The organism is Agrobacterium sp. ES01 (genome assembly GCF_050320885.1).
Classification (GTDB): domain Bacteria; phylum Pseudomonadota; class Alphaproteobacteria; order Rhizobiales; family Rhizobiaceae; genus Allorhizobium.
This window is the reverse complement of record NZ_JBNQTH010000001.1, coordinates 1,084,942-1,110,630: the sequence shown is the minus strand read 5'-3', so window position 1 is coordinate 1,110,630 and position 25,689 is coordinate 1,084,942. Positions and strand designations below refer to the sequence as shown.

Genomic DNA, 25,689 nt, shown 5'->3' with positions numbered 1-25,689 from the left:
TTGTGACCTTGGAGGCTATGCATCAACAGCCCGAGCGGTCAATCTCGATGTAATAGCAATAGATATTGTCATTGCTCGCTGCGCCGCGCTCACCAAGAACTAGGCGAGTTTCACCGTCGACCAGCGATTTGTTAAGGGGATATTTATGCCATCCGCCAAAGCCCATCGTTCTGTTCATCATGATGGCGGAGGCGTTGTTTGACAGGACGTAACCCAGCACCTTCTTGACGCCGGTCTTTGAAAACAGCCACTCAATCAGGGCGCGCCCGGCAATCTGAAGCAATTTAGGGTGTCCACCGCGCTCTCCGCGCATGGCATTGTCCAGCATCACATCATCTGCCGTCAGATCCTTGAAGCCAAAATGCCCGATCATGTCGTCCCCGGCATAGATCAGGAACATGAGTTGGGTTGGCGTCTTGAAGACGACTTGGTCCAGCCAGGTCTTGGTGCGTTCCGGCGTTGCGGTAAACTGGGTTAGGAAGAACTGCATATTGGCGTTTCGCCAGTCGGTCAGCTTGCCAATTACCTGTTCATTTTCGAGATGCTTTCGGGTCAGTGGCACCAGTTTCCCGATGACACTTTCTGTATCATCGCGAAGTGTGATCACGAGCGACTGTCTGTCGTCAATGATGTCCTGAATAAAGGATAGGACGTGCTGCTCGGGTGCGTTCTTATTCAACGTCATCCACCGACAGAACATCCCCTTGATCGACACTCTTCTTCAGCCGCCTGCCAATCAGTAGGTCGACCTTATCCGGGGCAAGCCCGATCCCGGGACGCTTGGCGTCGAGATCATATGATGTGAGCATATGCCCGGCAGGTAGGGCCTTCGCCGTCACAATACTGCGCCTCATCTTGGGGATCTGCGCGCGCTCGGTCTCGTCCAGGATGCGTCCGGCACCACCCAGGGCACGATGAACGGTATTGCAGGCGTCGATCATGCGTTTCATGTCTTCCGGTTCGGTCGCCATCTGGTTGTCCATACCGATGCGGCTGCTGTCCAATGTGAAGTGCTTTTCAATGACACAGGCGCCAAGCGCAATCGACGCGGCGGGAATTTCGCTACCCATGGAGTGGTCTGAATAACCGATTGGATAAGCTGGGAATTCGGCTCTGAGGCCAAGAATGTTGTTCAGGCGAATAGCCTCGGGCGGTGCAGGATAAACCGACGTGCAATGCAAGATGATGATGTCAGTATTGCCCGCCGTCTCGATCGTGCGCACAGCGGTTATGATCTCGTCCAGTGTGCCCATTCCGGTCGACAGAACAAGCGGCACATCAAGCGTCGCAAGGTAGGCTAGATACGGAAGATTGTTCAACTCCATCGAGGCAATCTTGATGAAAGGAACATTGCAGTCGCGTGCCAGAAAATCGGCCTCGGCGCGGGAATAGGGCGTCGATGCGAAATCGATACCGACCTCACTGCAATAGTCGGCCAACTGCTTCAGTTCCGAATTGTCCAGGGAGAACTTGGTGACGATGCGCTTGGTGATCGCGTTCTGTTTGTAATAGCTATCGGCATAGAGCGATTCGGAACTCCAGGACTGAAACTTGACGCAGTCGCAGCCGGCCTCCTTGGCCTGATCGATCATGGAGCGGGCTATGCCAATATCACCAAAGTGGCTGGTATTCAGCTCCGCAATAAAATACGGAGCAAGGTAGTCGCCGATCACCCGTCCGCTACGTAGTTTCACTGTCGACATTGGTCACTCACCGCTTACTGGTCGATTGCCTCAACGATCATTTCCGAGAGGAAAAGCTCGCGGTTCAAGAATGGTGTTTGGTCTTCCAGCGGGCGTCGCACAAAACGGCGGTCAACCACGCTGCGGGCATGTCCGAGCTCGATATATTCCTGATCCTCGCGACCGCGAATTTCGCAAAGCGTCGGTCCGTCGCGTTTCAGCAGATCGGCAATTCCCTCTTGCAACATGTCCGGACTGTCAATTGCGATATAATCGAGGTCGAAGCAGGTGGCCACTTTGGAAAAATCCGGGCAACTGACGCCATTTGCTGGATCAGTGCCGATGACGCGTTTCCGGAACAAGTCCTGCTGTCGCCGACGGATGATCGAATAGACGTTATTGTTGATGACGATGATCTTGATCGGAAGCTTGTGATAGCGGATCGTTTCCATCTCTTGCAGGTTCATCATGATCGAGCCATCGCCAATGACGGCAATCACAGGTCCGGGCTTGGCGAAGTATGCGCCAATTGCGGCCGGCAAGGCAAATCCCATGGCACCCTGCATGGCTGGATGCACGCAGTCCATGCCTTCCGCGAACCGCACATTGCTGGGCAGAATCACCTCGTTCAACCCTGAATCCGTCACCAGTGCCGCAGACGCCGGCAGCATGTCGGACAGGCAATGCGCAAGTTCGTACAGATCGACCTTTTCCGGATCCTTGAACTCGGGTTCGACCCCGGAGAAAATTGCTTTCCAATGCTGGCACTTTTCGACCCATTCCGTCGGGACCATATGCGGCTCGTACTGGTTGATGTCCTCCAGGAACGCCGCAAGGTCAGAATGGACCAATTGGTCGATACGGATGGTATCCTTGGTGTGTTCTATGGCGTCGATGTCGACAACAATCGTCTTGGCATCGCGTGCAAACTTGCAAAATTCCGTGCCCGTTACCAGCGAGGTCAGACGGCATCCAAGCACCAGAACAAGATCGGCGTTCTGCACTGCGAAGTTTCCAGCCCTTGAACAACCCATCGCACCGACCGAGCCAATGGAGAGAGCATCGGCGCTTCCAAAGGTGTCGGGTGCGGAAGGTGCATAGGTAACGGGAATATTCCACCGCTTTGCAAACTGCTTCAACTTGGCCTCGGAGCCGCTGGACCGCACGCCACTGCCAATCAGCAGAGTGGGGCGGTTCGCCTTTGCAAGGGCGCTGGCCACCGCGTCAATCGTCTCGCGCGATGCCTTCGGCGGTTCTTTGATATCTGACGTTGCCGAGGCAGAAAGTGCGTCTACATCAATCTGGGCGCTTTGCAGATCAAGAGGCACATCAATCCAAACCGGTCCCTTGCGTCCCGTATTCGCCAACATTAGCGCCTGGTCCATAGCCTCGACAATCTCGTCGGCGGAGGTGATCATACGCGCATATTTCGTGATCGGCTGAACGATGGAGATGATGTCGGCCTCTTGCTGGCCGTAGGTTCGAAGCGGAATGCCGGTAAAGCGCGTGGTTTCCTTCAGCGTATTCTGCCCCGAGATGAAAATGCACGGAATGCCATCCTGCCATGCGGAAAGAACACCGGTAACGGCATTTGTGGATGCACATCCCGTGGACACCAGACATGCGCCAACCCCACCTGTGCGATAGGCATAGGCGGTTGCTGCATAGGATGCGGATTGCTCATGATGAACAGGTACCGGCGTCAGCTGCGGGTGTTTGGCCAGCGCGTCCGTCAAAAACAGCGCGCCGCGTCCTGTCACCAGAAACACATGTCCGATTCCGATCTGCGCAAGGCGCTGCATTATGTAGTCGGCAACTCTCATGGCAATCGTCAATCTTCCTAGGTCTTGGGTTTGAAGCGATCCAGAACGGCTGGCAAGGCAACAACGAGATCGCCGCTGCAGGCCGGTTCACCATTGACGAAGCTCTCAACCGATCCAGATGCAATGCCGCGCTTGAACGACCGAAGTGTCGCCTCGATCTGCAGCACGTCACCGGGCACGACCTTACGCTTGAATTTCACATTGTTGATGGAGATGAAATTCGTCTTCATCCCCTTGTATTCGTCCATGCACAGAAAGGACATGATGAAGGTCTGTGTCAGGGATTCGATCTGCACGAAGCCCGGCACATTCGGTTCGTCATCGAAATGGCCCGGGAAAAACCACTCATTATAGGTGAAGCACTTGATCGCGGATGCGCTCTTGCCGGGATCGACTGCGGTGATCCGATCGATCAGCAGAACCGGATAGCGGTTTCGCTGGTGGCGAAGGATCCCGTTGATATCGAAAGCGGGCATGGAACTGTCACTCATGCCGCAGGCTCTATGACAACGTCATACTTTGCAAGAATGGTCTTGCCGACTTCGTAGCTGGAAAAGTCGATTATATCGTCGATTTCCATCTCGATCGAAAACGCGTCTTCGAGAGCGGCCATCAGCGCCATATGTCCTACGCTATCCCACGCCTCGACTTCCTGATACTTTGCTGTTGGCAGTTCGTCCGCGTTGATCATGAATGTATCAACAAAGGCGGTATCGTATTTTTCCTTGTTGCTCATATCTTGTTATCCTTGTTGTCAGTCTTTGGGGGAGCGTGAATTGAAAAATGCGCCAGCCTTTGCGGCAACCGGATATCCGGTGCATCGGGCGATCAGTTCATGCCATATTGACGATTCTCGAAAGTTCCTCAACCAGATTGTGCCCGTCCCAGATTGCGCCCATATCGAGCGCCTTGCCCACCGGCACGACGCGATCAATGCCTGACATTCCCTGGTCGATCACGAAGTTGACCAGCTTGTCTCGGTCGATCCCGAAACAGGTGATTGTTTGATAGCGCTCGGCGACGATGTCTGTAAGGCAGTCGAAACTGTCGGTCACATGTTCGAAAAAGGTGCCGTATTGGCCCCGATATTTGTCGATATCCAAGGGCAGCTCACTGAGTAATATGCGATAGGCAAGGTTCTCATGTCTGATGCATGTCTCGGTGTCGAGGTTGGCCGCAGTCCGGCAAAGATGGGCGAACTTGTCCAATGCATGGATTGGCGCCAAAGTGTATTTCCGACGCAAATGGTCGACCATGGCAGACCAGAAACGCTGCTGCGCGGCGGCGACATCCGCTTGCCCGTCAGCTATCCAGATAACCAGATGCGGCGATGAACATGCGTTCTGGTCCATGAGGAAGACATCATTGAAAAAGCCCTGGGTCAATTGCGCAATGGCTTTGTCATCGGCGGCAAGAACATGTTCGGCATTCAGCATGCAAAGTGAATATCGATCTGCGAATGCAATATCGACGCAGCGTGGATGCGTGGGCATTGTCTTGAGATGGGAGACGGTGGCATCACCGCCCCAGATGAGACGTGCCTGACATCTGGCCGAGAGTTGGGCCGTAATGTCGTCATTCCGCGGATAGGTCACCAACCGGTTCATGCTGGCCACCTGTTTGTGGGTGGGAATCGCGAAAAGGCGCGTGATCTCCTTGCAGATCACGTCCACCTGCTCGAAGTCTCTATCGGGTATCCTGACGATATTCGCATTGCCGGCCAGCAGACCAAAGGCGAACGAATAGGCAAAATTGACCGGCACATTGGCCGGCGCGATATGCAGGACCAGTCCGCGTCCAAGCCGCGCGTGGGCTGTATCGAAATCACGTGCAAGACGCGCGAGATTGGCCGCGCGGCACCAATATCCAAATGCGGCAATATCCGGATATTGCCTGACTTCGGGCAATGCGAGCAGTGCTTTCGACAATGCGGAGAGAAAGACCGTGGCGGCTTCGGAATACGGCCTTTGTGGCCGCGTGACCAATCTGTCGAGCGGTCCGCCGACGCGGATATTGATGGGCAATTGTGCGATCTCATTCATATGTATCGCTACAGCCTCTGACCTCAGCCTTGGCAACGCGGCCGGCTATCGAGAAGTATTTGCCCTGGCGCCCGCAGGGGCAGTCGTCCTCGCCCTCGATCTGTCCCATATCCTCAGTCAGCAGCGCATGGCCGGGATAGCTTCTCGGAATCATCGACAGAACCTCGATGACGCCTTGTTCTCTGTGACCGGCGACACTGAAATCCTGCGGATTGCGGACAATGACATCGGCGTAAACAGGTGCATGCAGATGTCCGGCCTCGCACTCCATGAAGATCGATCCGGTCTGCTCGACCATTCCGTAGTAGTTCACAACCCGGCCGATCCCGGCACAATCCTGCATCGCCGCGTTGAATGCAGCACTGTCGACTGCCTGATCCTGCAGTTTCTTCCAGCCGCCACCATGCAACAGAATGCCCTTGTCGATAGCAAGGCGTTTCCCCATCGCCTTCAGGTTCATGTAGAAGTGCTGCCAGATCATGAAGGTGAAGCCGAACAGAAATATCGGTTGACCGGCATGGCGCTCCAGGAAGGAGTCGATGGCGATCATGTCCAGATTCATCTCCGCATCGAGGGCGTAGGTTACATCCTGACCAAACATGGAGAAACCGAGGATCCCCGACCCGCGTGCCGAAAAGGCATTTCGATCACGAAGGACACTCGGTGAATCGATAACCAGCATCGGCAATCGCTTCTTTCCCAGCAGTTCAGTCATCAGGCGTGCCAGGATCTTGCTTTGCAGCGATGCCGTTTGCCGGTCCAGGAATATCCGTGATACCTGCTGCCCCGTTGTCCCCGAAGAGGTCATGGTCTTGAAGACCTGATCCTTGGGCACACTCAGAAGATCGAATTCCTTGAACATGCGAACCGGAATAAAGGGGATGTCCTGCAAGTGTTCGACTGGTTTTTCAGGGTCTGTCGTCAGTTTCAACATGCGATCATAGGGCTCGCATTGCTGCCGATGCCAGTCCGTGAGCGCGCGCAAGGCCTGACCAAGAGTGTCGGTCTTCTGACCAGCCGGCATCCCATAGGGTTCCAGGTCCAGCCAATGGGTGTAGTCGGGTGTCATCATGCCAGAACGCCTTTTGCGCGGGTGTCCAGCAAGCCATATTGAACCTTGCCAGACTCCGCGCGCGGCAAGTCGGCGAGATCGAAGACCGAAATGGCTGTCGGGCTGATTTTCAGGTCAGTGGCCAAGCTCGTCTTGATCTGCTTGGCGGCGTCAACCGTTGCTTGCAGCAGATAGATAGACAGATGGTCATCTTTTCCCGCGCAAGCCACATCGAAGCCCGCGTCCTGCAAACGGCTTTCCACATCCTGCAAGTTGATGCGATTGCCGAAAATCTTCAAAAACCGTTTCAGCCGCCCAACTATGTAATAATCACCCTCGTCATCCCGCTTTGCGATATCACCTGTTCTAAGCATGCCATTGAAGTCATCGCCCCTGCCTAGATCTGCATGGCCTTCGGCATATCCCATCGAAACATTGGCTCCACGATAGATCAGTTCACCGGCAGTATCGGTTTCATCGATGACAGCGCCGTGGTCATCTTCGAGCGAAAATTCGCCGCCTGGAATAGGCTTGCCGATGCAACCTGCCTTTGCATAAGCCAGATCGGCGGCAAGATAGGACATCCGGGCCGTTGCCTCGGTTTGTCCGTACATGCTGAAAAACCGCATGCCCTTGTCAGCACAATGACTGGCAAACTCCTGTGTCAGCTCCTTGTCCATCCGCCCGCCGGCTTGCGTCATGGTGCGCAGGCTTGGCAGCTCCATGCGTCGGAATCGCAGCTTCTTCAGCATTTCATAGTGGTACGGAACGCCGGAGAAGTACGAGCAGCTGGAAGCCTCCATGAAGTCCCAGAAGGCCCGATCAAACAGCGTCTTGCTGGTAACGGCGATCGTGCTGCCGGCAAGAATGTGGCTGTGTATGACAGACAGACCGTAGGAATAGGTCGGCGGCAAGCTGGTAATGGCGATATCGTCAGGCGTGATGTCGAGATAGTTGCAGATCGACCGGGCATTACTGCTAACGTTGGCGCGGGAGAGCCGCACAAAGCGAGGACTGCCGGTACTTCCCGACGTCGCCAGCAAGAGCGCAAGGTTATCATCGATTGTGTAGTGCTCCGATGACCGCAATGCCAGCAACTGATACCCGGAACGGGACATAACGACGGAGCTATTGGCAAATTCGCTGGCGCGGCTTTCTGGAAGCCAGATGAAATGCGGCTGATAAACGTCTGTCAGATGATGCAGCTGTGCCACCGGCAGGCTTGCGCTGATCATCATCGGGACGGCCCCGGTTTTCGCAAGCGCCACATAACCCGCAAGGCCACCCGCATCATTGTCGCATAGGCAAATCACCAGACGATGTGCAGTATCTCCAAAACCCGGACACCGGCAAATCGCATCAAGATCCTGCGGGCGGACATAGGTGCCGTCGCTCATCTTCAGCAAAGGTCGGTCCTGATACCTTGTATCGATGTCAGCGAAGATATCGCTTATGTCCGCGGTGGTCATCACTGCAAGCTTCTCGTTCTCCTCAAGGTGATCTCATGACGGTGCGCCATGGCTCCTCTTGGTGAAAAATTGAAAACGCCTCCTGCCTGGCAGATGACGGTTCCATTATTTGATGCGCCGTAGAAATCCATCCGGCGAAACTGTGATCTGCAGTTTGTTTTCGATCGATTTGTCGATTTCGAAATCGCCATTCTGTGCCAGATAGGCATGCACTGCGGTCTTGGGATTGTTGCCCTTGCCCCAAGGGCGATCAGCAGAGAGATGTTCAGGTGCATCCTCCACAATTGTGTCACTGACAATGCAGTAATTGCCGACCGTCACGAGCGGCGCATATGCTTCAAGTTCTCGCAAGACATGGTCATGCGTGTGATTGGAATCGAGGCAGACCATGATGCTGTTGTAGTCCGCAGCAAATGCACGCACCTGATCGACGATAGACGTGTCGATGCTGGAGCCTTCAAGCATGTGTATGCGTGGGGACATTGCATGTGCTTCAATTGCACTGCGGTTGTGTGGCCTGATCTCGATGTCGACTGCCAGAACCTTGCGCTTTGGCACCCGTGGATCAAGCCGTTCGCCATTCTCGAACGCATCGCAATAGTCCAGCAGTGCCAGCATGGACGCGTTGGAAATCAGCGACCCGCCATGGGCAATGCCGGTCTCGATAATGAGATCCGGACGCACGTCCCAGATGATTTCCTGGAAAGCGAGGATGTCTTGGGGGAATTGTATGATCGGACGCCCGAGCGCACGGAAATTATAGGTGTATCTGTGCTTTGCAGAGGCAAGATTCCACTCGAGTGACTGTTGCTGGAAATTCTTGTCCGCGCCAAGTCCAGCAATGTTTTCCCTGACCTCGTCCTGGAATTCTTTGTGCATCCGGTGGTTCTCACTCATTTCGTTTCGCAGAGACCGCGCAATCAGGGTTTTCACACCCCGGTTGGTCTCCGGATCACGCCTATCCTTGGACATGTCCAAGCAGACCAAATTCACTTAACGGTCTAGGTTGTCATCCTTGAGTGAGGCTTGTGGTGGGCGCTTCGGCAAAGCGCCCACCGTTTCAGGCAGCCGAACCCTTCAACTGGTTATGCTTGCGTTGGTTTGCCGCATCGACAAGTTCGCGAACCACCGCCGTCACACGCGCGATATCGGCGTCGGTCATGTCGTGATAGCTCGGCAGGTTGATCGCGCGGGTGGGGATATCCCATGCATGGACGTTATCCGGGCGCGGGGTAAACATCGGCAGGCTGGAGAGCGGGTGGAAGAACACGCGGGCGTCGATATTGGCCGCGGAAAATGCCGTCTGGATGACTTCGCGCTCGATGCCAAGCGAGCGGTCGAACACAGCTGTCGGCATCCATGCGCCATTCACGGTGCCTGAAGGTTCCGGGTTCAGCTGCACACCCTCGATAGCGTCGATATGGTCGCGATAGCGTCCGAAAATCGCGCGCTTGCGTGCAATCAGCGCATCGATCCGCTCCATCTGGCCGCAGCCGATGGCCGCCTGTACATTCGACATCTTGTATTTGAAGCCCACCATGTCGGGCCAGAACTGCTTGGTCTGCGTTTTCGCCCGGCCGTGATTGCTGAGCGTCAGAACATGGTTGAAGAGCGCTTCGTCATTGGTGACGAACATGCCGCCTTCGCCGGTGGTCACGGTCTTGGTGCCATGAAAGGAAAAAGTGCCGAAGGCCCCACGCGCGCCTGCGCGTCGACCGTCCCTGAAGGCCGAACCGATGGCTTCGGCTGCGTCTTCGATCACCGGAATGTTGTGGCGGCTGGCAATGGCTTCCAGCGCATCCATATCGCAGAGATTTCCATAGATATGCGTGGCGATGATCGCGCGTGTTCGCGGTGTAATCGCCTGTTCCACCTTGGTCGGATCCAGACACCAGCTGACAGGATCGATATCCACCATCACCGGCGTCGCGCCCAGATGATGGATCGGTGCCGCCGTCGCGATCCAGTTCGTGTCGGCCAGGATCACTTCGTCGCCGGGTCCGATGCCAAGGGCGGCCAGCCCCATATGCATGGCGCCGGTGCAGCTGGATGTCGCAATTGCAAAGCCGGTGCCGATATGCGTGCGGAACAGGTCCTCGAAGCGAATGATGTAGTCGTAGCACTTGGCGCCCCAGCCGGTCGCTGCGGCATCGGCGGCATAGCGCGTCTCAAGCTCCGTGATGGAGGGCTTTGTATAGAGAATGCGCTCTGGTGCTCTGGCGTTCATGTCAGCGAACCTGATCGCGCTCGGCTTCCGATATCTGGCTCTTGCCAGTCACGACGAAGACCGGTGCAATGATCGAGCGCATGACATTATAGAACTCCTGCGCTGTCTTGGCATTACCGATAAAGCGATCCACCAGCAGGAGCGAACCATGCAGGCCACGACGCTTGTCGTCCGGCAATTGCGGGTAATATTGCGGCCTGAACAGCGCAATAAGCTGCTCGCCGCCTGGCATCTTCTGCAAGGCAGCATGATAAGACCGGCACTTGATCTCAAACGCTGTGCGGTCGTGTTCCAGCATGCAATCGAAAACACAGGCGCGCACAAAGGCTTCGTTAAACCCGTTCCAGGCGCTGCCGAGTTCGGCAAGAACGCGTGCCTGCACTTCGGCGATGGCAGCGGTCAATCCGATGCCGCCATCCAGCGGAAATCCTTCAAGCGCGGAGCGGACGGGCACGGGCGTATACGGCTTGATGCTGGCCGCCGACATTGGCCGGTTGGCAAGGGCAAGCCCATTGGCAAACAGCACAACCCGCGCTGCCCATTCATAGCGTGGCACGGTCGTCAGCCAGCTTGATGCCACTTCCGCAGAGCGGATCGTCTCGACCAGGCTTTTTTTCAAGGCCCCATGAAACAGACCAAACGGCATTTTCGGCGTCTGGTTGCCATCGGTCCACTGGAAGAAGGCATCCAGCATCTTGGCCTTGTCCATCATGGAGAAATGATGGGTCACCGGCACCGGAACATTGGCTTTGATCTCGCGGGAGGCATCGTTGGAGATCGCAAAGGCGTTCCACCCAATGGCATCCGCCTCCGGATAGGTCGCTTCCACATATTCGATTGCCTCCGGCATATCGGGCTCAAGCATATCGTCGGGATAGACCAGCGTAACCCAGTCACCGGTTGCAGCGGCAATCGTGCCCAGCCAGAATTGGCCTGCTGTAATTTCAGGCGGAGCGGGCGGCAGGATCAGCAACCGCGGGTCGTTCTCAGCCAGTTCGTAAAGCGCAGCAGCTTCAGCGCAGGTATCGCCAAACGGCGCCACGATCACCTGAATGTCTGTCCCCGCTTTCTTGAGCAGCTGTTTTGCCAGATAATCGGGTGGCGAAAAGCCGGGTTCGACAGGAATGCACACGGAAAGCTTCGGCATGATCGGCCTCATGGTTTTGCCTGTCGCGAAAGGTTGCACAGACGGTCTCGCAGGCACCGGCGGCCACATTTGTGGCGTGGGCGCAATTCGGGTTCTTGATCCCATGTAGCGGTCAAAACTGGAGCGAGGCTTAGCTCCGGATGGCCTGATCTGTCGTCACAGCCAATGTTTGCTATCGCTTCCCGGTAGGTGCGAAGTTCTGTAAATCCGGACGCGCGCTGTCAACGTCATAGAGCGCCTTTTGCGCCTCGAAATAATTGCGCGTGCGGCTGATAGCCGGGTCATCGTTCGACGGTAGAATGAAGAGATTGAACCGGTCGGATGACGTGAATTCCTGGGTAAACCGGATCGAGAGGCCCGTATAATCTGCCGAATAGTCTTTCAGCCGGCGCGCCGCGGCCAGCAGGTCCTTGAGGTCTTTCCATCCGGTGCACTCGATCAGCAGTTCCAGTGCTTTCAATATGGCGGCATGCGCCGCACGACCATCTACACTCTCGGGCGCAACGAGTTTCATTCTCAACGAATTGATCGAACCGTCCTGATTGCCTTTGGCGATGAAAAACAGGGAGCCATGGCTTTCCTCATCCTCTCCCTTGTCGAAGCTCAATTCGGAGGTGCATTCGTAGCTATCGTCGTTTACAGGGCTTCCGTGCCACCCGGAATTGGGAAATCCCGCATCGTTATACGCTCTGCACAACTCGGGTCCAATGCGTGGCATCTCCCGGGCAAACCCGCTCACCCCGTCACGGTCGACAGAAGCCATAATGTTTTCGGGCATGTTGAAGGTCTCAACCTTGACCGGCTTTCCTTTCAGCGGCGCGGGCGGCACCTCGGGTCTGATCGGGGCCTCGATAATCCATTGCAAACCCAGCTCTGCCATGATCAGGCGGAGGTTCCTGTGATCATTGGCGAGAAGGACGATCGTCGCGATGATAATGGTGAACGACAGAAAAACGGCGACAAAGACCGCCCCACCGGCGCTTTTGCGGTTTGGGGGAGAGCTTTTGGTCTCTTTGCTATGTCTCGCCGAAGGTTCGTCAGGCATCTATCTGTCAAAACATGGGAAGCTGAAGTATGTCAAAACGCTTTCGCCGAATTCTATGGTCTATTCTATAGGAAAGGGTGGCGATAATTAGAATTCAATTATAGATAAATTTAAGTATTGAATGCAGTCGTAATTCTCTCGAATAGACTATGTGGCGTCTATTTTCAGCAGAATGCAACCCGTCGCACAAGTAAAATCGGCCCCCGCAAAGTTTTGCAGGGGCCGATTTTGAAATGTCTGATTGTCCGCCGATCAGGTGCTCATGGCGCCTGGGCCGGGAATTGCACCCGGCGGGCACTTGCCCATGATGATCATGCCAAGCACTTCGTCCTTGGTCACGTCCTCGGTCTTGGCGCTTCCCACGACCAGACCGTTCTTCATCACAAACACGCGGTCGGCCAGATCGAACACGTCATGGATGTCGTGGCTGATCAGGAAAATGCCGATGCCATCGGTTTTCAACTGCTTGATCAGTTCTCCAACCTGCGCAGTTTCCTGCGGGCCAAGAGCTGCCGTCGGCTCGTCCATGATCAGGATGCGGGCATTGAACAGGATGGCGCGGGCGATTGCCACCGACTGGCGCTGACCGCCCGACAGGGCTTTGACCGGCTCCTTGAAACGCTTGAAGTTGGGGTTCAGGCGTCCCATCACTTCACGTGCCTTGGCCTCCATCGCCACGTCGTCCAGCGTGCCCCAGGGGGTCTGCAGTTCACGGCCGAGATAAAGGTTTGCGGCAGCGTCGACATTATCGGCAACGGCCAGCGTCTGGTAGATCGTTTCGATGCCATATTCCTTGGCATCGCGCGGATTGCGGATATCGGCGGCTTCCCCATTGATCCTGATATCGCCGCTGTCGCGCTTGTAGGCGCCGGAGAGAATCTTGATCAGGGTCGACTTGCCGGCACCGTTATGGCCAAGCAGGGCGACCACTTCACCGGGGAAGAGGTCGACGGATGCCTTTTCGACAGCGTGGATCCCGCCGAAGGCGATGGAAATGTCTTTCATTTCCACGAGGGGAGTGCGTTGCTCCATCATATTTGGAACTCCTGATTACTTGGCGCGAGCACGGTAGACGGTGTCGAGCCAGACGGCGAGAACGAGGACGACGCCAACGACGATACGTTGAAGCGGCGAGTCGATGCCGAGCAAGACCATGCCTGATTGTAGAGATTGCATGACCAGAGCACCCAGCATGGCGCCGGCAATTGTGCCGCTGCCGCCTGCAAGAGATGTGCCGCCGATCACGGCTGCCGCGATGGTATAGAGCTCATCCAGTTCGCCCTGGGCATTAGTTGCAGCGTTGAGGCGTGCGGTCGAGATTGCAGCGGCCACGGCGCACAGCATGCCCATGAGCGCGAAGATCTTGACGGTCACCCAGCGTGTCTTGATACCGGCCAGTTCTGCAGCTTCCGGATTGCCGCCGATGGCAAAGACGTAGCGGCCAAAGCGAAGACGCGTCGAGATGAAGGTCATCACCACGCCGATGCCGAGCGCGATCAGAACGGGAATGGCAATGCCGTGCGCGATAAACAATCCACCGTCCGGAGCGACGATGCCGTTTGCCTCGGCATAACGCCGGGCAATGGCCTTGGGCCAGGGATAGCTGTTGAACACCCACACCGCGCCAATCACTATGCCGCAGCCAAGAGCGACGAGGAAATACTCGGCCCAGAGCGGACGCAACGGAAAGCCGAAGCGATGACGTTGCTTGCGTGAATTGAGCAGCGCTGCAACGATTGCCACGCAGGCAATCACGCCGACGACCCAACTCGCGACTTCACCGATCGATCCGGTGGTTCCGCCGCCCATAAGCCGGAAGGTCGCGTCCATGGGGGCGACTGTCCGGCCGCTGGTCACGAACCATGTTCCGCCGCGCCAGACCAGCAGGCCGCCCAGCGTCACGATAAAGGATGGCACCGCCATATAGGCAATCACCGTGCCTTGCAGCATGCCGATCATGCCACCGACGGCCAGACCGCAGCCAAGCGTGATGATCCAGGTCAGCGGATTTTCAAAGCCCAGAAACTGCGGCAGGATCTCGGCCTGCATCACGCCCATGATCATGCCGGTAAAGCCCAGGATAGAGCCCACCGACAAATCGATATTGCGTGTCACGATGACAAGCACCATGCCGGTGGCCATCACCGATACGGACGCCGTCTGGACAGACAGGTTCCACAGATTGCGCGGTGTCAGAAACAACCCGCCCGTCATCAGGTCGAAGCCGACCCAGATCAGGAGCAAGGCACCGATCATGCCGAGCAGTCTCGTGTCGAGTTCCGTCGCGCGCACGAAGCGGGCAACAGGTCCACCGACCGAAGACTTGGGTTTTGTTGAAGAGACAGAAGTATTCATTTCGGCCATAGGATTGCCGTGCCCCACATGCTTGAACCGCCTTTGAGCCCCGTTCGGGTTGAATGGCTGGCGGTCCGAAAATCTCATAATGAGACGCTGTTGCGCCCTTGTCGGTTTCGGTGTCCACTAGAGGAACATCCGAGCATCGCATTCGCACAGGCGCCGCAGCCTTTCTGGACTGCGGCGCCTGCCCGGAAAACCGGATTGAGGTCCGCTTAATCGCAGACAGAAACCGAGCCGGCCTTGACGCCCTGGCAGACTTCTTCCTTGGAGATCCAGCCTGCGTCGACTACGACGTCGAGATTGTCCTTGGTAATCGGAACTGGCTTCAGGAAGACCGACTTCATGGCAACGCCCTTCGGGCCACCGGAGAAGTCTTCAACGCCTGGAATTTCGTCCATGGTCTTGCCTTCGGCAAGCATCACGGCGATTTCGGCTGCGTTCTTGCCGAGTTCGCGTGCGTCCTTCCACACCGAAACCGTCTGTGTGCCCAGTGCAACGCGGTTAAGCGCAGCCTGGTCACCGTCCTGGCCCGATACTGGAACAGAACCGGCAAGGCCCTGAGCGGAAAGTGCCGCAACAACACCGCCGGCGGTGCCGTCATTCGAGGCGACAACGGCATCGACATTGTTGTCGTTGGCGGTCAGAAACTGCTCCATGTTCTTTTGGGCATTTTCCGGCTTCCAGCCGTCCGTGTAGGCTTCACCGACATTCTTGATCTTGCCGCTGTCGATGGCATCCTTGAGGACTTCCATCTGGCCGGAGAACAGGAAGTCGGCATTCGGATCCGAAGCGGAGCCCTTGATGAAGACATAGTTGCCTTCAGGCTGGACCTTGAACACTTCGCGAGCCTGCATGCGGCCCACTTCCTTGTTGTCGAAGGTGATGTAGAAGGCGGCTGGGTTCTCGATCAGGCGGTCGTAGCCGACGACCGGAATTCCCTCTGCGCTGGCTTTCTCGATAGCTGGTCCAATAGCGTCGGAATCCTGAGCCAGAACGATCAGTGCAGTTGCGCCCTGCGAAATCAGCGATTCAACGTCAGTCAACTGCTTGGCTGCAGACGACTGTGCGTCAGCTGAAATATACTTTGCGCCAGCGGCCTCGAGGGCTGCCTTAATGGCGCCTTCGTCGGTTTTCCAGCGCTCTTCCTGAAAGTTAGACCACGATACGCCGACAACGACGTCTTCCGCGAACGCTGCGGTATGCATGGCAACGACGACGGCCGTGCTGGCCATCAGCTTGATAAGGCTCTTCATGATGTCCTCCCAAATGACAAAGCAACCACCAACTCCCCGGTGGCTACTGCAAGGTCTGTCGAAAAACTTATTTTTTCTCGACAGTCGAGAAATTAAATGTCAGATAAATCCGGGGCTGTCAACAAGAGCGGGCGAGGTTATAGAAGCCGGCCGGACAGTCCCGGGAGAAGCGCCGCGTAAGCCTGTCGATAGGGAGGGGACCTAGTGATGCTTGCCAAGTCGAGCACCGAATTGGTCCGGCTGCAAAACAGCATATTGGTACTGAAGGCAGTTCGCCGGAAGGGCCAGCTTTCGCATACTGAAATTGCAGACATCACACATTTGTCCTCGGCCACGGTCTCGGCCATCACAGCCGATCTCGAGCGCGCGCATATTCTGCAAAAGTCGGAAGCACAGGCTGCGGCGCGTCGCGGGCGTCCCCGTGTACTCTTCACGCAAAGACGCGATATCGCCTATCTCATCGTGATCATCATCTCTTCCGACGCCATGCAATATTCCCTTGCGGATTATTCCGGGCGCCTGATCGACCGGTTTGTCGAACCGCGTGTCGAGGGAGGCGCCGGCGCCTTTCTTCAGGCCATCCGCGACGGTTTGGGCCGGATTGCCGAGCGCTCGCAGATTTCTGCCGAACAGGTTCGGGCCATTTCAATCAGCAGCAAGGGCATCGTCGAGCCCAACGAACCGGTTTTGATGTGGTCGCCGGTGCTCGGCTCTGAACGTGTCGATTTCGCCGAAGGCCTATCGGATCGCTGGCCCTCGCGCATTCTTTTGAGCAATGAGACTTTGCTCGTCGCCCGCGCTCTTGGCCGGCGGGCCGCTCAGGAAAAGGGCAGGGCCTTCAAGGGACTGGCCAGCCTGTCGCTGGGCCACAGCATCGGTCTTGGATTGGCGCTGCGGCGCTCGGTCGATGGACTGGAAGTAACCGCTCCCAATTTCGGTCACATGCTGCATGTGCCCAATGTGGCTCTGTGTCGCTGCGGTGCGCACGGCTGTATCGAGGCCTATGCCGGTTTCTACGCCATTCTGCGCAGCGCCTTCGAGGTCCCAAGAGATACCATCCCGGCCAAATTCGTGCCCTTGGCCGAAGTCGACAAGCTTGCAGCCAGCGCCAGAAATGGCGAACGCCGCCCGGGCTATGCCTTCCGCGAGGCAGGTCTGGCACTCGGCTATGGGCTGTCGCGCGTTCTCAGCCTGAACGGCGGCATGCCAATCACGGTCACCGGACCGGGCGCTCGGTATTTCGATCTGTTGCGCGCGGGGCTGGTCGAGGGACTTTCACAGTCTCAGGTGGTCCGGATGGAGGGATTGCCGGAGATTTCAGTTGCTGCGGACGAACCGCAGCTCGTTTTCGAAGGTCATCTGGAGCGCGCGCTCGACCTCATTGACGAGGATATTGTTTTGACTGTTCCCTGAGCGGGAACAGGGGGAGGGAAGATGAAGTATTTGCAGAGGGTATTGCTATGGGGGCTGGTGGCAGCGGCGTCGCCATCGGCGGCCGCTGAGCCCTGGGAGGAACGCACACCAGCGCTGGGCGCCGCCGGCCTGACCGTCTCTGGAGACTTGTCAGCAGAAGAGCTGGCCACCTTGCGGTTGATCGGGGAGGAGCTTTTCAAGGCCCGCTTCACCAGGCTGGATGGTGCGGGGCGTCCTGGCGCCACCCAGGCGATCGTGCCCACCAAACGTCGTCACCCGGTGGCCAGCGAATTCAGTCGCACGGCCGGTCTCGACGCCAATTCCTGTGCATCCTGCCACAATATGCCGGTCGCCGGCGGGGCCGGGGACTTCGTCACCAATGTCTTTGTCTCGGAGGGGTTCGAGAGCGCAGATTTCGACACCACCGATCCGCAGTTCTCAAACGAGCGCGGCACCAATCACCTGTTTGGGTCTGGTCTGGTTGAACTTCTGGCCCGTGAGATGACATTAGACCTTCAGGCCGCGCGGGATGCAGCCCTGGAGAAAGCTGCACGATCGGGCGAAAGCCAGCGGGTCCCATTGTCGTCCAAGGGGGTCGACTTCGGCTGGTTGACGGTTCACCCCGATGGCATCGTCGATCTGGAGGATCTGGATGGCGTTGATATGGATCTCGTCATTCGCCCCTTCACCCAGAAGGGCGTGATGACATCGCTGCGTCAGTTCTCGGTCAATGCCATGAACCAGCATCACGGCATGGAAGCATCCGAGCGTTTCGGCTCTCGCTGGACGGGGACCGCCGACTTCGATGACGACGGAGCCGCTGATGAAATGAGCGACGGCGATATTTCCGCCCTCGTTGCCTGGCAGGCCGGTCTGCCCGCGCCGGTCCGCATCACCCCGGAGAACGAGCCCTGGCGGATCCTGGCCAAGGAGGGTGAACAGGTTTTCGACAAACTCGGCTGTGCCAGCTGCCATCGGCCCAGCCTTCCATTGAAAAGTCTGTCCTTTGCCGATCCCGGTCCAAGCGATGTCGCCGGCACCCTGAACGACGCTCAGGTGGAGCAGGTCGCGACCTATGATCTGGCTCTGCTGGAATGGACGAAAACCCTGCCGCGCAACGAAAAAGGCGAGGTTCTGGTGCCGCTTTACGGCGATCTCAAACGCCATGTGATCACCGACAACAGTGTCGAACAACTGGGCAATGAATTGCTGGCCCAGCGCTTTGTCGATCGCAATATTTTCATGACCGCCGAACTTTGGGGCATCGCATCGACCGAACCCTACGGTCATCGCAATGACATCACGACCATGGACGAGGTCATTCGTGCACATGGCGGTGCAGCCCGCACCCCGCGCGATGCCTATATCGCTGCATCCGAAGACGACCGGAACCGCATCATTGCCTTTTTGAAAACGCTGGTGATCACGCCATGAAAAATCATTTCAGTTTACCCGTCATTGCTTTGGCCATCACGGCTTTCGCCTCCTCCGTTGTCGCGGAAGACGAGAAGCCCTTCGCAGGCGACGTGCCGCGCTTCAACGAAGAGGCCTTGGCGGCCGGCATTGATCATTCCTACACCGGCGGCTGGGAATTCTTCGTCGGCGGCGGTGCGGCGAGCTTCGATTGCAACGGCGACCGCATGCCCGATCTGCTGCTGGCCGGCGGCACGAGCGCACTTGGTCTCTATGTGAACCGGAGTGCCGCTGGCGGAGCGTTGAAGTTCGAAAAGATAGCCCTTGATCTCACCGAACGCGATCTGAAATCCGTCCTCGGTGCCTATCCGGTCGATATCGACAATGACCGCCATCCGGATCTCGTTCTCCTCCGACTTGGCGAAAATATCGTGCTGAAGGGCGCTGCAGATTGCCGTTTTGAAAAGGCCAATCGTGCCTTCTCGCTCGCAGGCGGGCGCGACTGGACGACAGCCTTTTCCGCCACCTGGGAGGCGGCTGCGCATTATCCCACCCTTGCCTTCGGCAACTATGTCGATCGCAGCGCGCCCGGCACGCCATTTGGTACATGCAGCCCCAACGAGTTGATGCGCCCCACGGCAAACAAGGAAACCCCCGACTATTCCGAGCCTTTCAAGCTCGATCCGAGCTATTGCACGCTCTCCATGCTCTTTACCGACTGGAACCGCTCTGGCCAGCCTTCGCTCAGGGTCACCAACGACCGGCAATATTATAGAGGTGGCAAGGAGCAGCTCTGGCAGATCGATCCGGGCCGTCCCCCACGCCAATACACAACCGCGCAGGGCTGGGCGTCGCTGAAGATCTGGGGCATGGGCATCGCGCAGGCCGATCTGAACGCTGATGGCCTGCCGGAATATGCGCTGACATCCATGGGCGATACCATGTTGCAGACACTGGATGACGAGGCCGAGGAGGACCGCCCCACCTATCGGGACATTGCCTTCGAGCGCGGCACCACCGCACATCGCCCTTATGCAGGGGATGATCGCCGACCCTCCACCGGCTGGCACAGCCAATTCGCCGATGTGAACAACGATACCAATCTCGACCTCTTCATTGCCAAGGGCAATGTCGAACAGATGCCGGAATTTGCTTCTTTTGATCCCGACAATCTGTTGCTGTCGGATTTCGCCGGCAAATTCCAGGAAGAAGGAGACGTAGCCGGCATTGCCCTTCGGACCAAGGGCCGCGGAGGTCTGGTGGAAGATTTCAATGCCGATGGCATGCTCGACATCCTCGTCGTCAACCGCAGCCAGAAAGCCAGCCTGTTCCGCAATCTGGGCGCCCGCACGGACTGGGGCTACCGCCCACTGGGCAACTGGACCAAGATCGAACTGGACAATGGCGAGATCAATCCGAACGGTATCGGTGCCAGGATCAACGTTCGTGCCGGCACACTCACGCAGGTCAGAACCGTGCAGGTCGGTGGCGGTCATGCCTCGGGGCAGTTGGGCTTCACCCATCTCGGGCTGGGCGTGAATGAGCGCGCGGTCGTGCGCGTTCAATGGCCTGATGGAGAGTGGAGTCCTCCCTATCGGATTTTCGCCAATCAGCACGTGGTCATCCGCCGGGGCGCAATAGCCGCCAAATACTGGTTCTCCTCAAGGCGGAACCTGCCGTAGTCGCTGATCTTGGGTGCCCCACATACGAGTTGCGTCTTTTTTAGGTCTTACTTGTATAAATGTGCCGTGGTGGTAACCTGAGTTAACCTTCGAGCAAGGAATTAACCATAAGACTTGGGGTATACGACGGATTGGACACACAAACGCGTGGTCCGCATATGGCATGACGCCGCACCGTTGTACCGGTTCTGGCCCGGTATGTTTTCATTAAAACAGTCTCAGGATTGATCTTTGGTGAGAACGGCTTTGCCTGCCGAGGAGTGATCCCCGGCACGGCGAAAACCCGCAATCTCACACAGAAAACCCTGATTGGTGTGGCCGCGCCGATGCCGAAAGGCATCGCGAGTGCTTGAGGACTTTGTGCTTGAACGAGGGGCAATCGACAGACAAGGCGACCAACACCCAGGCGGGCGGCCTGCGTGAACGGTTGCGCTTTGCCGGCTTCGATGCGCAAGCAGGCGAATGCCTGCGCTTGCACCGTTCCTTCATCGAGCCCTTTGTCAAAGCCGGCCTTCGTGACCTTTTCCACCGTTTCGCCAGCTTTCCGGATGCCGCCGCCTGTTTCACGTCTGAACAGCAGTTTGATCGTTTTCAGGACCTTCTGACCTCCCATTGGGATGTCCTGACGGATGCGCGCTTCGACGCACTGTATGCCGAGCGGGCCAAAGTGCTGGCCGATACCGAAAGTCGCCTTGGGCTCGATCCCCGCTGGCGCGTGCTTGGCCATGCCGTCGTGCTCGAGCATATCCTCACCGGTATCATGGCGGATCTGGGCAGCAGACGTTTTCTTTCATCGGCCAAGCGTCGCAACAACGAACTCAACAGTCTTGCCCACGCGCTGCTGCGTCTGGTCATGGTCGATGTCGACATCGCCGTTTCGCTGCGCTTCAACGAATTGCGTCAAAAGCACAAACGCGATCTGGCCGATCAGCGCAAGCATGACCGCGCAGATGTCGTCAATGCCTTCGGTGCCGTACTGGAAGCCTTTGCCGATCGTGATCTGAGCCGCCGCGTAGAGGGCGAACTCCCACAGGAATACAAGGGTCTCGCGGAGCAGTTGAATAACGGCATGGAAGAAATCCAGTCCGTTTTCACCCAATTCGACGAGCGCGTCGCCGTTGTCGAGGCGCAGATCGCAAAGACCCTGGCCAGCACGCAGCGCAACGCAACGCGTGCCGATACCCAGCTGCGTCTTCTCTCCGACACATCGTCGGAACTGGAAGACATGACCAGGCGCGTTCGCGAAAGTGCGGATCGCTGTCAGGTTGCAGAAAAAGCTGCCAGCCAAACGCGCAGTTCCGTTGAAGCAAGTGGTCAGGTTGCCGGCCGCGCAATTAGCGCCATGGCCGATATCGAAGCCTCGGCCGAACAGATCGGCAAGATCATCGGGTCGATCGACGAGATCGCCTTCCAGACCAATCTGCTGGCGTTGAACGCCGGTATCGAAGCCGCGCGCGCTGGCGATTCCGGCCGCGGTTTTGCGGTCGTTGCCCAGGAAGTGCGCGCACTTGCCCAACGCTCCGCAGAAGCCGCACGCGAAATCAAGAACCTTGTTGCGACGACCAAGAGCCAGGTCGAGGCGGGCGTGGATATTGTTGGCCAGACCCAGAAGGCCATCGGCGAGATTGCCGGACAGGTCGCCGGTATCAACGACACTGTCTCCATTCTGGCCCGTGGCACCGGAGAGCATGCGCAGGATGTCGATCGTGTCGCAGGTACCATCCGCGAGATCGGAGCCGGCGCCCGCGAGCATGCCCATGAAACAGAAGCGGCTCGCGCCGAAGCGGATGACCTTCAGACTGTCATCCTTGAATTGGGTGAAACAGTACGTCGCTTCCGCATTCGCCGCCGCGAAACGGTCACGGCCCGCCGGCCGGAAATAGCCCTTGCAGCCAATGGTGCACAGCACTCCGAGCTGTCCGGTTTCAATCGCGCCGACCCTGCGGTCGCGTTTGTTTCCTATGACGACGAGAATGTCTTTCCCGCCCAGATAGCGGGGTTGGCGACGTGAGGGGATTATTTACCACATTCGTATACACAGGAAGAAGGCGAACACGAAATGCGTCAGAAGGCGGCGGTTCACTGCTTCTGACACGGCTTTTCGCGAGCGCATGACATCCGGGAACGGAAGACAAGGAAAGAATTGATGGCACCCAAGAAAAGCGCGCAAGGCAGTTTGAAACTGTCCGCTGTGCTGGATCTCAATGAGGCCTCCACGCTTCGTGAAAGCCTTCTGTCTCTGCGTGGCAAGCCGCTGGCGATCGACGCCTCCGAGGTTGAGCGCGTCAGCACTCCATGCGTTCAGGTTTTGATGGCCGGCGCCAAGGCGTGGGAGGAGGACAAGAAGTCTTACTCATTCGCCAGCGTATCGGAGACTTTCACCAAAACTCTACAGCTCATCGGCGTAAATATTGATCATCTGCTCGCGAAGGAGATTCAGCAATGAAGAAGAAGGTTTTGACCGTCGATGATTCGCGGACAATCCGGAACATGCTTCTGGTAACCCTCAACAATGCCGGCTTTGAGACCATCCAGGCCGAAGACGGAATTGAAGGACTTGAAGTTCTCGAAGGTTGCGATCCGGACGTGATCGTCACGGACATCAACATGCCGCGTCTCGACGGCTTCGGCTTCATCGAAGGCGTTCGTCGCAACGAAAAATTTCGCGCTATCCCGATCCTGGTGCTGACCACGGAAAGTGATGCCGAGAAAAAGAACCGCGCCCGTCAGGCGGGGGCCACCGGTTGGATCGTAAAGCCATTTGATCCGACCAAGCTGATCGATGCGATTGAGCGTGTAACCGCCTAATACCGGGAACTTCTCCTATGGATATGAACGAAATCAAAGAGATCTTTTTCCAGGAATGCGAGGAGCAGCTCGCCGAATTGGAATCCGGTCTGCTGAAAATGAACGATGGAGATCGGGACCCGGAGACGGTAAACGCCGTTTTCCGCGCGGTTCACTCGATCAAGGGTGGTGCCGGTGCATTCGGTCTTGATGACCTGGTGGCCTTCGCGCATGTCTTTGAAACGACTCTTGATTGCGTTCGATCCAACAAGCTCGAGCCCGGCCCTGAAGTAATGAAGGTCATGCTCAAGTCGGCAGACGTGCTGGCCGATTTGACCAATGCCTCCCGCGACGGAACATCGGTTGAAGCATCCCGCTCCGCCGGCCTTGTCAAGGAGCTGGAAGCGCTTGCAAATGGGGAGGCGCTGCCGGCGTCTGCACCGGCCGCAGCAGCGCCCGCACCGGCTGAAGCCGCAGCCCCGGCGCCTGCACCGACGGATGACAGTGGCTTCCAGCCCGTTCCGTTCACATTCGATGAGTTCGGTGGCGATGACGAAGCATCGGCCGCAACGACCTTCGACATCAGTTTCAAGCCACGCGCTGACCTCTACTCCAAGGGCAATGATGCGACGCTGCTTTTGCGCAATCTGTCCAAGCTTGGCGAGATGAGCATCAACTGCAACATGGATGACCTGCCGTCCCTGGCGGACATGGATCCAGAAGCAGCTTATTTCAAATGGACGATCCAGATTTCGCCTGAAGCGGGTGAAGAAGGAATTCGCTCGGTCTTCGAATTCGCTGAATGGGACTGCGAACTTGAAGTGACGGCGCGCGAAGAGACGGACGAAAGTGCAGCCAAGGAAGAACTTCCTATGGTGCCGGTACCTTTCGATCTCTCTGCTCTCGACGATGACGGACCGGCTGAAAGCGACACGGCGCAGGCTGTTGCCGCCGCACAGACTGCGACGGATGTGGTCAATGCGGCTGCAAGTGCGGCAGCAAGCCCGTCCAAGGCCATGTCTGCTGCAGCCGCCGCTGCCGCCGCTCAACAGAACAACGCCGCCGCCGCTGCTGCCAACTCATCGGCTGGCCAGACCATTCGCGTCGATCTCGATCGCGTCGACCGTCTGATCAACCTCGTCGGCGAGCTTGTCATCAACCAGGCCATGCTCTCGCAGAGTGTGACCGACAACGACAACAATGGTTCGTCCACTGTCAATATGGGCCTCGAAGAGCTGCAGCAGCTCACCCGCGAGATCCAGGACTCGGTCATGGCCATCCGCGCGCAGCCGGTGAAGCCGGTCTTCCAGCGCATGTCGCGTATCGTCCGCGAAGTGGCCGATATGGTCGGCAAGTCGATCCGCCTGATCACCGAAGGTGAAAACACCGAAGTGGACAAGACGGTCATCGACAAGCTGGCCGAGCCTTTGACCCACATGATCAGAAACGCCGTCGACCATGGCGTTGAAACACCGGAAAAGCGGACTGCCGCCGGCAAAAACCCGGAAGGCACCGTCAAGCTGACCGCGAAACACCGTTCCGGCCGCATTGTCATCGAACTGGCTGACGACGGCGCCGGGATCAACCGCGAACGCGTCAAGCAGAAGGCCATCGACAACGAACTCATCGCTGCCGATGCCAATCTGACGGACGAGGAAGTCGACAATCTGATCTTTATGCCGGGCTTCTCCACGGCGGACCAGATCTCCGATATCTCCGGTCGTGGCGTCGGCATGGACGTGGTCAAGCGGTCCATTCAGGCGCTGGGCGGTCGTATCTCGATCAACTCACGTCCGGGTCTCGGCTCCACCTTCACCATGAGCCTCCCGCTCACGCTTGCGGTTCTCGATGGTATGGTTGTCACAGTCGCTGGCCAGACCCTGGTGGTTCCGCTGACGGCGATCGTCGAGACACTGCAGCCGGAAGCCGAGAGCATCCACTCCTTCGGCGCCAATCAACGGCTTATCTCGATCCGCAATTCCTTCTGCCCGCTGGTCGATGTCGGTCGCATTCTCAACTTCCGCAGCTCGCAGGCCAATCCGGTGGATGGCGTCGCCCTACTGGTTGAATCCGAAGGTGGCGGTCAGCGCGCGCTCATGGTCGATGCGATCCAGGGCCAGCGCCAGGTCGTCATCAAGAGCCTCGAAGCCAACTACACCCACGTGCCCGGCATCGCTGCTGCAACGATCCTCGGAGATGGCCGCGTTGCGCTCATTCTCGACGTCGATGCCGTTGTTGCCGCCTCGCGGGGGCAATCGTTGAAACAAGAAATGTCGCTAGCCGTCGCGGGATAAGGT

The 25,689-nt window shown here is 57.4% G+C and carries 22 protein-coding genes; 7 read left to right on the top strand and 15 right to left on the bottom strand.

Translation table 11 applies throughout. The features are described from left to right. Positions 1–22 precede the first annotated feature (22 nt). The 15 genes from ACQQ2Q_RS05490 to xylF all read right to left on the bottom strand — a co-directional run bounded on the left by ACQQ2Q_RS05490 (position 23) and on the right by xylF (position 16,097). A complete protein-coding gene (locus ACQQ2Q_RS05490) occupies positions 23–685 on the bottom strand; it encodes a GNAT family N-acetyltransferase (RefSeq protein ID WP_428186008.1) in 663 nt (220 codons plus the stop codon). Beyond that, positions 672–1,703, bottom strand: a complete 1,032-nt coding sequence (locus ACQQ2Q_RS05485; RefSeq protein WP_428186007.1) for an N-acetylneuraminate synthase family protein — start codon at positions 1,701–1,703, stop codon at positions 672–674. The genes ACQQ2Q_RS05490 and ACQQ2Q_RS05485 overlap by 14 nt, the downstream gene beginning before the upstream one ends. 14 nt (positions 1,704–1,717) lie before the next feature. Further along, on the bottom strand, positions 1,718–3,505 hold the full coding sequence (locus tag ACQQ2Q_RS05480; protein WP_428186006.1) for a thiamine pyrophosphate-binding protein: 1,788 nt from the start codon (positions 3,503–3,505) through the stop codon (positions 1,718–1,720). A gap of 17 nt (positions 3,506–3,522) precedes the next feature. Continuing rightward, the gene (gene fabZ / locus ACQQ2Q_RS05475) at positions 3,523–3,996 is read right to left on the bottom strand and encodes a 3-hydroxyacyl-ACP dehydratase FabZ (protein ID WP_428186005.1); all 474 of its coding nucleotides are present in this window, start codon (positions 3,994–3,996) and stop codon (positions 3,523–3,525) included. After that, positions 3,993–4,241, bottom strand: a complete 249-nt coding sequence (locus ACQQ2Q_RS05470) for an acyl carrier protein (protein WP_428186004.1) — start codon at positions 4,239–4,241, stop codon at positions 3,993–3,995. The genes fabZ and ACQQ2Q_RS05470 overlap by 4 nt, the downstream gene beginning before the upstream one ends. A 97-nt stretch (positions 4,242–4,338) precedes the next feature. Beyond that, positions 4,339–5,547: an acyl-CoA reductase gene (locus ACQQ2Q_RS05465; protein WP_428186003.1), complete on the bottom strand. Its 1,209-nt coding sequence runs from the start codon at positions 5,545–5,547 to the stop codon at positions 4,339–4,341. Then, positions 5,540–6,619 (bottom strand): acyl-protein synthetase, encoded by a 1,080-nt coding sequence (locus ACQQ2Q_RS05460; RefSeq protein WP_428186002.1) that lies wholly within the window; start codon positions 6,617–6,619, stop codon positions 5,540–5,542. Before ACQQ2Q_RS05460 ends, ACQQ2Q_RS05465 begins: the two co-directional genes overlap by 8 nt. After that, the gene (locus tag ACQQ2Q_RS05455) at positions 6,616–8,067 is read right to left on the bottom strand and encodes an AMP-binding protein (protein ID WP_428186001.1); all 1,452 of its coding nucleotides are present in this window, start codon (positions 8,065–8,067) and stop codon (positions 6,616–6,618) included. Before ACQQ2Q_RS05455 ends, ACQQ2Q_RS05460 begins: the two co-directional genes overlap by 4 nt. A gap of 105 nt (positions 8,068–8,172) precedes the next feature. Continuing rightward, entirely contained in the window at positions 8,173–8,946 is a 774-nt protein-coding gene (locus ACQQ2Q_RS05450; RefSeq protein WP_428186489.1) for a cephalosporin hydroxylase family protein, read from the bottom strand. A 181-nt stretch (positions 8,947–9,127) separates the two neighbouring features. Continuing rightward, entirely contained in the window at positions 9,128–10,294 is a 1,167-nt protein-coding gene (locus ACQQ2Q_RS05445) for a DegT/DnrJ/EryC1/StrS family aminotransferase (protein WP_428186000.1), read from the bottom strand. A gap of 1 nt (position 10,295) precedes the next feature. Beyond that, entirely contained in the window at positions 10,296–11,441 is a 1,146-nt protein-coding gene (locus ACQQ2Q_RS05440; RefSeq protein ID WP_428185999.1) for a glycosyltransferase family A protein, read from the bottom strand. 172 nt (positions 11,442–11,613) lie between these two features. Then, the gene (locus tag ACQQ2Q_RS05435) at positions 11,614–12,486 is read right to left on the bottom strand and encodes a DUF6030 family protein (RefSeq protein WP_428185998.1); all 873 of its coding nucleotides are present in this window, start codon (positions 12,484–12,486) and stop codon (positions 11,614–11,616) included. 252 nt (positions 12,487–12,738) lie between these two features. Further along, positions 12,739–13,521, bottom strand: a complete 783-nt coding sequence (locus ACQQ2Q_RS05430) for an ATP-binding cassette domain-containing protein (RefSeq protein ID WP_428185997.1) — start codon at positions 13,519–13,521, stop codon at positions 12,739–12,741. Between the two features lie 15 nt (positions 13,522–13,536). Further along, positions 13,537–14,850 carry a sugar ABC transporter permease gene (locus tag ACQQ2Q_RS05425; RefSeq protein WP_428185996.1) on the bottom strand — a complete coding sequence of 438 codons (1,314 nt, stop codon included), beginning with the start codon at positions 14,848–14,850 and terminating at the stop codon, positions 13,537–13,539. A gap of 206 nt (positions 14,851–15,056) precedes the next feature. Further along, complete coding sequence (xylF, locus tag ACQQ2Q_RS05420) at positions 15,057–16,097, bottom strand: D-xylose ABC transporter substrate-binding protein (protein WP_428185995.1); 1,041 nt, start codon at positions 16,095–16,097, stop codon at positions 15,057–15,059. Positions 16,098–16,304: 207 nt separating this feature from the next. Here xylF and ACQQ2Q_RS05415 point away from each other — a divergent pair, with 207 nt between their 5' ends. The 7 genes from ACQQ2Q_RS05415 to ACQQ2Q_RS05385 all read left to right on the top strand — a co-directional run bounded on the left by ACQQ2Q_RS05415 (position 16,305) and on the right by ACQQ2Q_RS05385 (position 25,686). Further along, positions 16,305–17,510: an ROK family transcriptional regulator gene (locus ACQQ2Q_RS05415; protein ID WP_428185994.1), complete on the top strand. Its 1,206-nt coding sequence runs from the start codon at positions 16,305–16,307 to the stop codon at positions 17,508–17,510. A gap of 21 nt (positions 17,511–17,531) precedes the next feature. Continuing rightward, the gene (locus ACQQ2Q_RS05410) at positions 17,532–18,944 is read left to right on the top strand and encodes a di-heme oxidoredictase family protein (protein WP_428185993.1); all 1,413 of its coding nucleotides are present in this window, start codon (positions 17,532–17,534) and stop codon (positions 18,942–18,944) included. Beyond that, entirely contained in the window at positions 18,941–20,605 is a 1,665-nt protein-coding gene (locus ACQQ2Q_RS05405) for a CRTAC1 family protein (protein WP_428185992.1), read from the top strand. Before ACQQ2Q_RS05410 ends, ACQQ2Q_RS05405 begins: the two co-directional genes overlap by 4 nt. Before the next feature lie 364 nt (positions 20,606–20,969). Then, positions 20,970–22,616 carry a methyl-accepting chemotaxis protein gene (locus ACQQ2Q_RS05400; RefSeq protein WP_428185991.1) on the top strand — a complete coding sequence of 549 codons (1,647 nt, stop codon included), beginning with the start codon at positions 20,970–20,972 and terminating at the stop codon, positions 22,614–22,616. Positions 22,617–22,751: 135 nt separating this feature from the next. Then, the gene (locus tag ACQQ2Q_RS05395) at positions 22,752–23,051 is read left to right on the top strand and encodes an STAS domain-containing protein (protein ID WP_428185990.1); all 300 of its coding nucleotides are present in this window, start codon (positions 22,752–22,754) and stop codon (positions 23,049–23,051) included. Continuing rightward, positions 23,048–23,413 carry a chemotaxis response regulator CheY1 gene (cheY1, locus tag ACQQ2Q_RS05390; RefSeq protein ID WP_428185989.1) on the top strand — a complete coding sequence of 122 codons (366 nt, stop codon included), beginning with the start codon at positions 23,048–23,050 and terminating at the stop codon, positions 23,411–23,413. The genes ACQQ2Q_RS05395 and cheY1 overlap by 4 nt, the downstream gene beginning before the upstream one ends. 17 nt (positions 23,414–23,430) lie before the next feature. Beyond that, a complete protein-coding gene (locus ACQQ2Q_RS05385; RefSeq protein WP_428185988.1) occupies positions 23,431–25,686 on the top strand; it encodes a chemotaxis protein CheA in 2,256 nt (751 codons plus the stop codon). Positions 25,687–25,689: the final 3 nt, after the last annotated feature.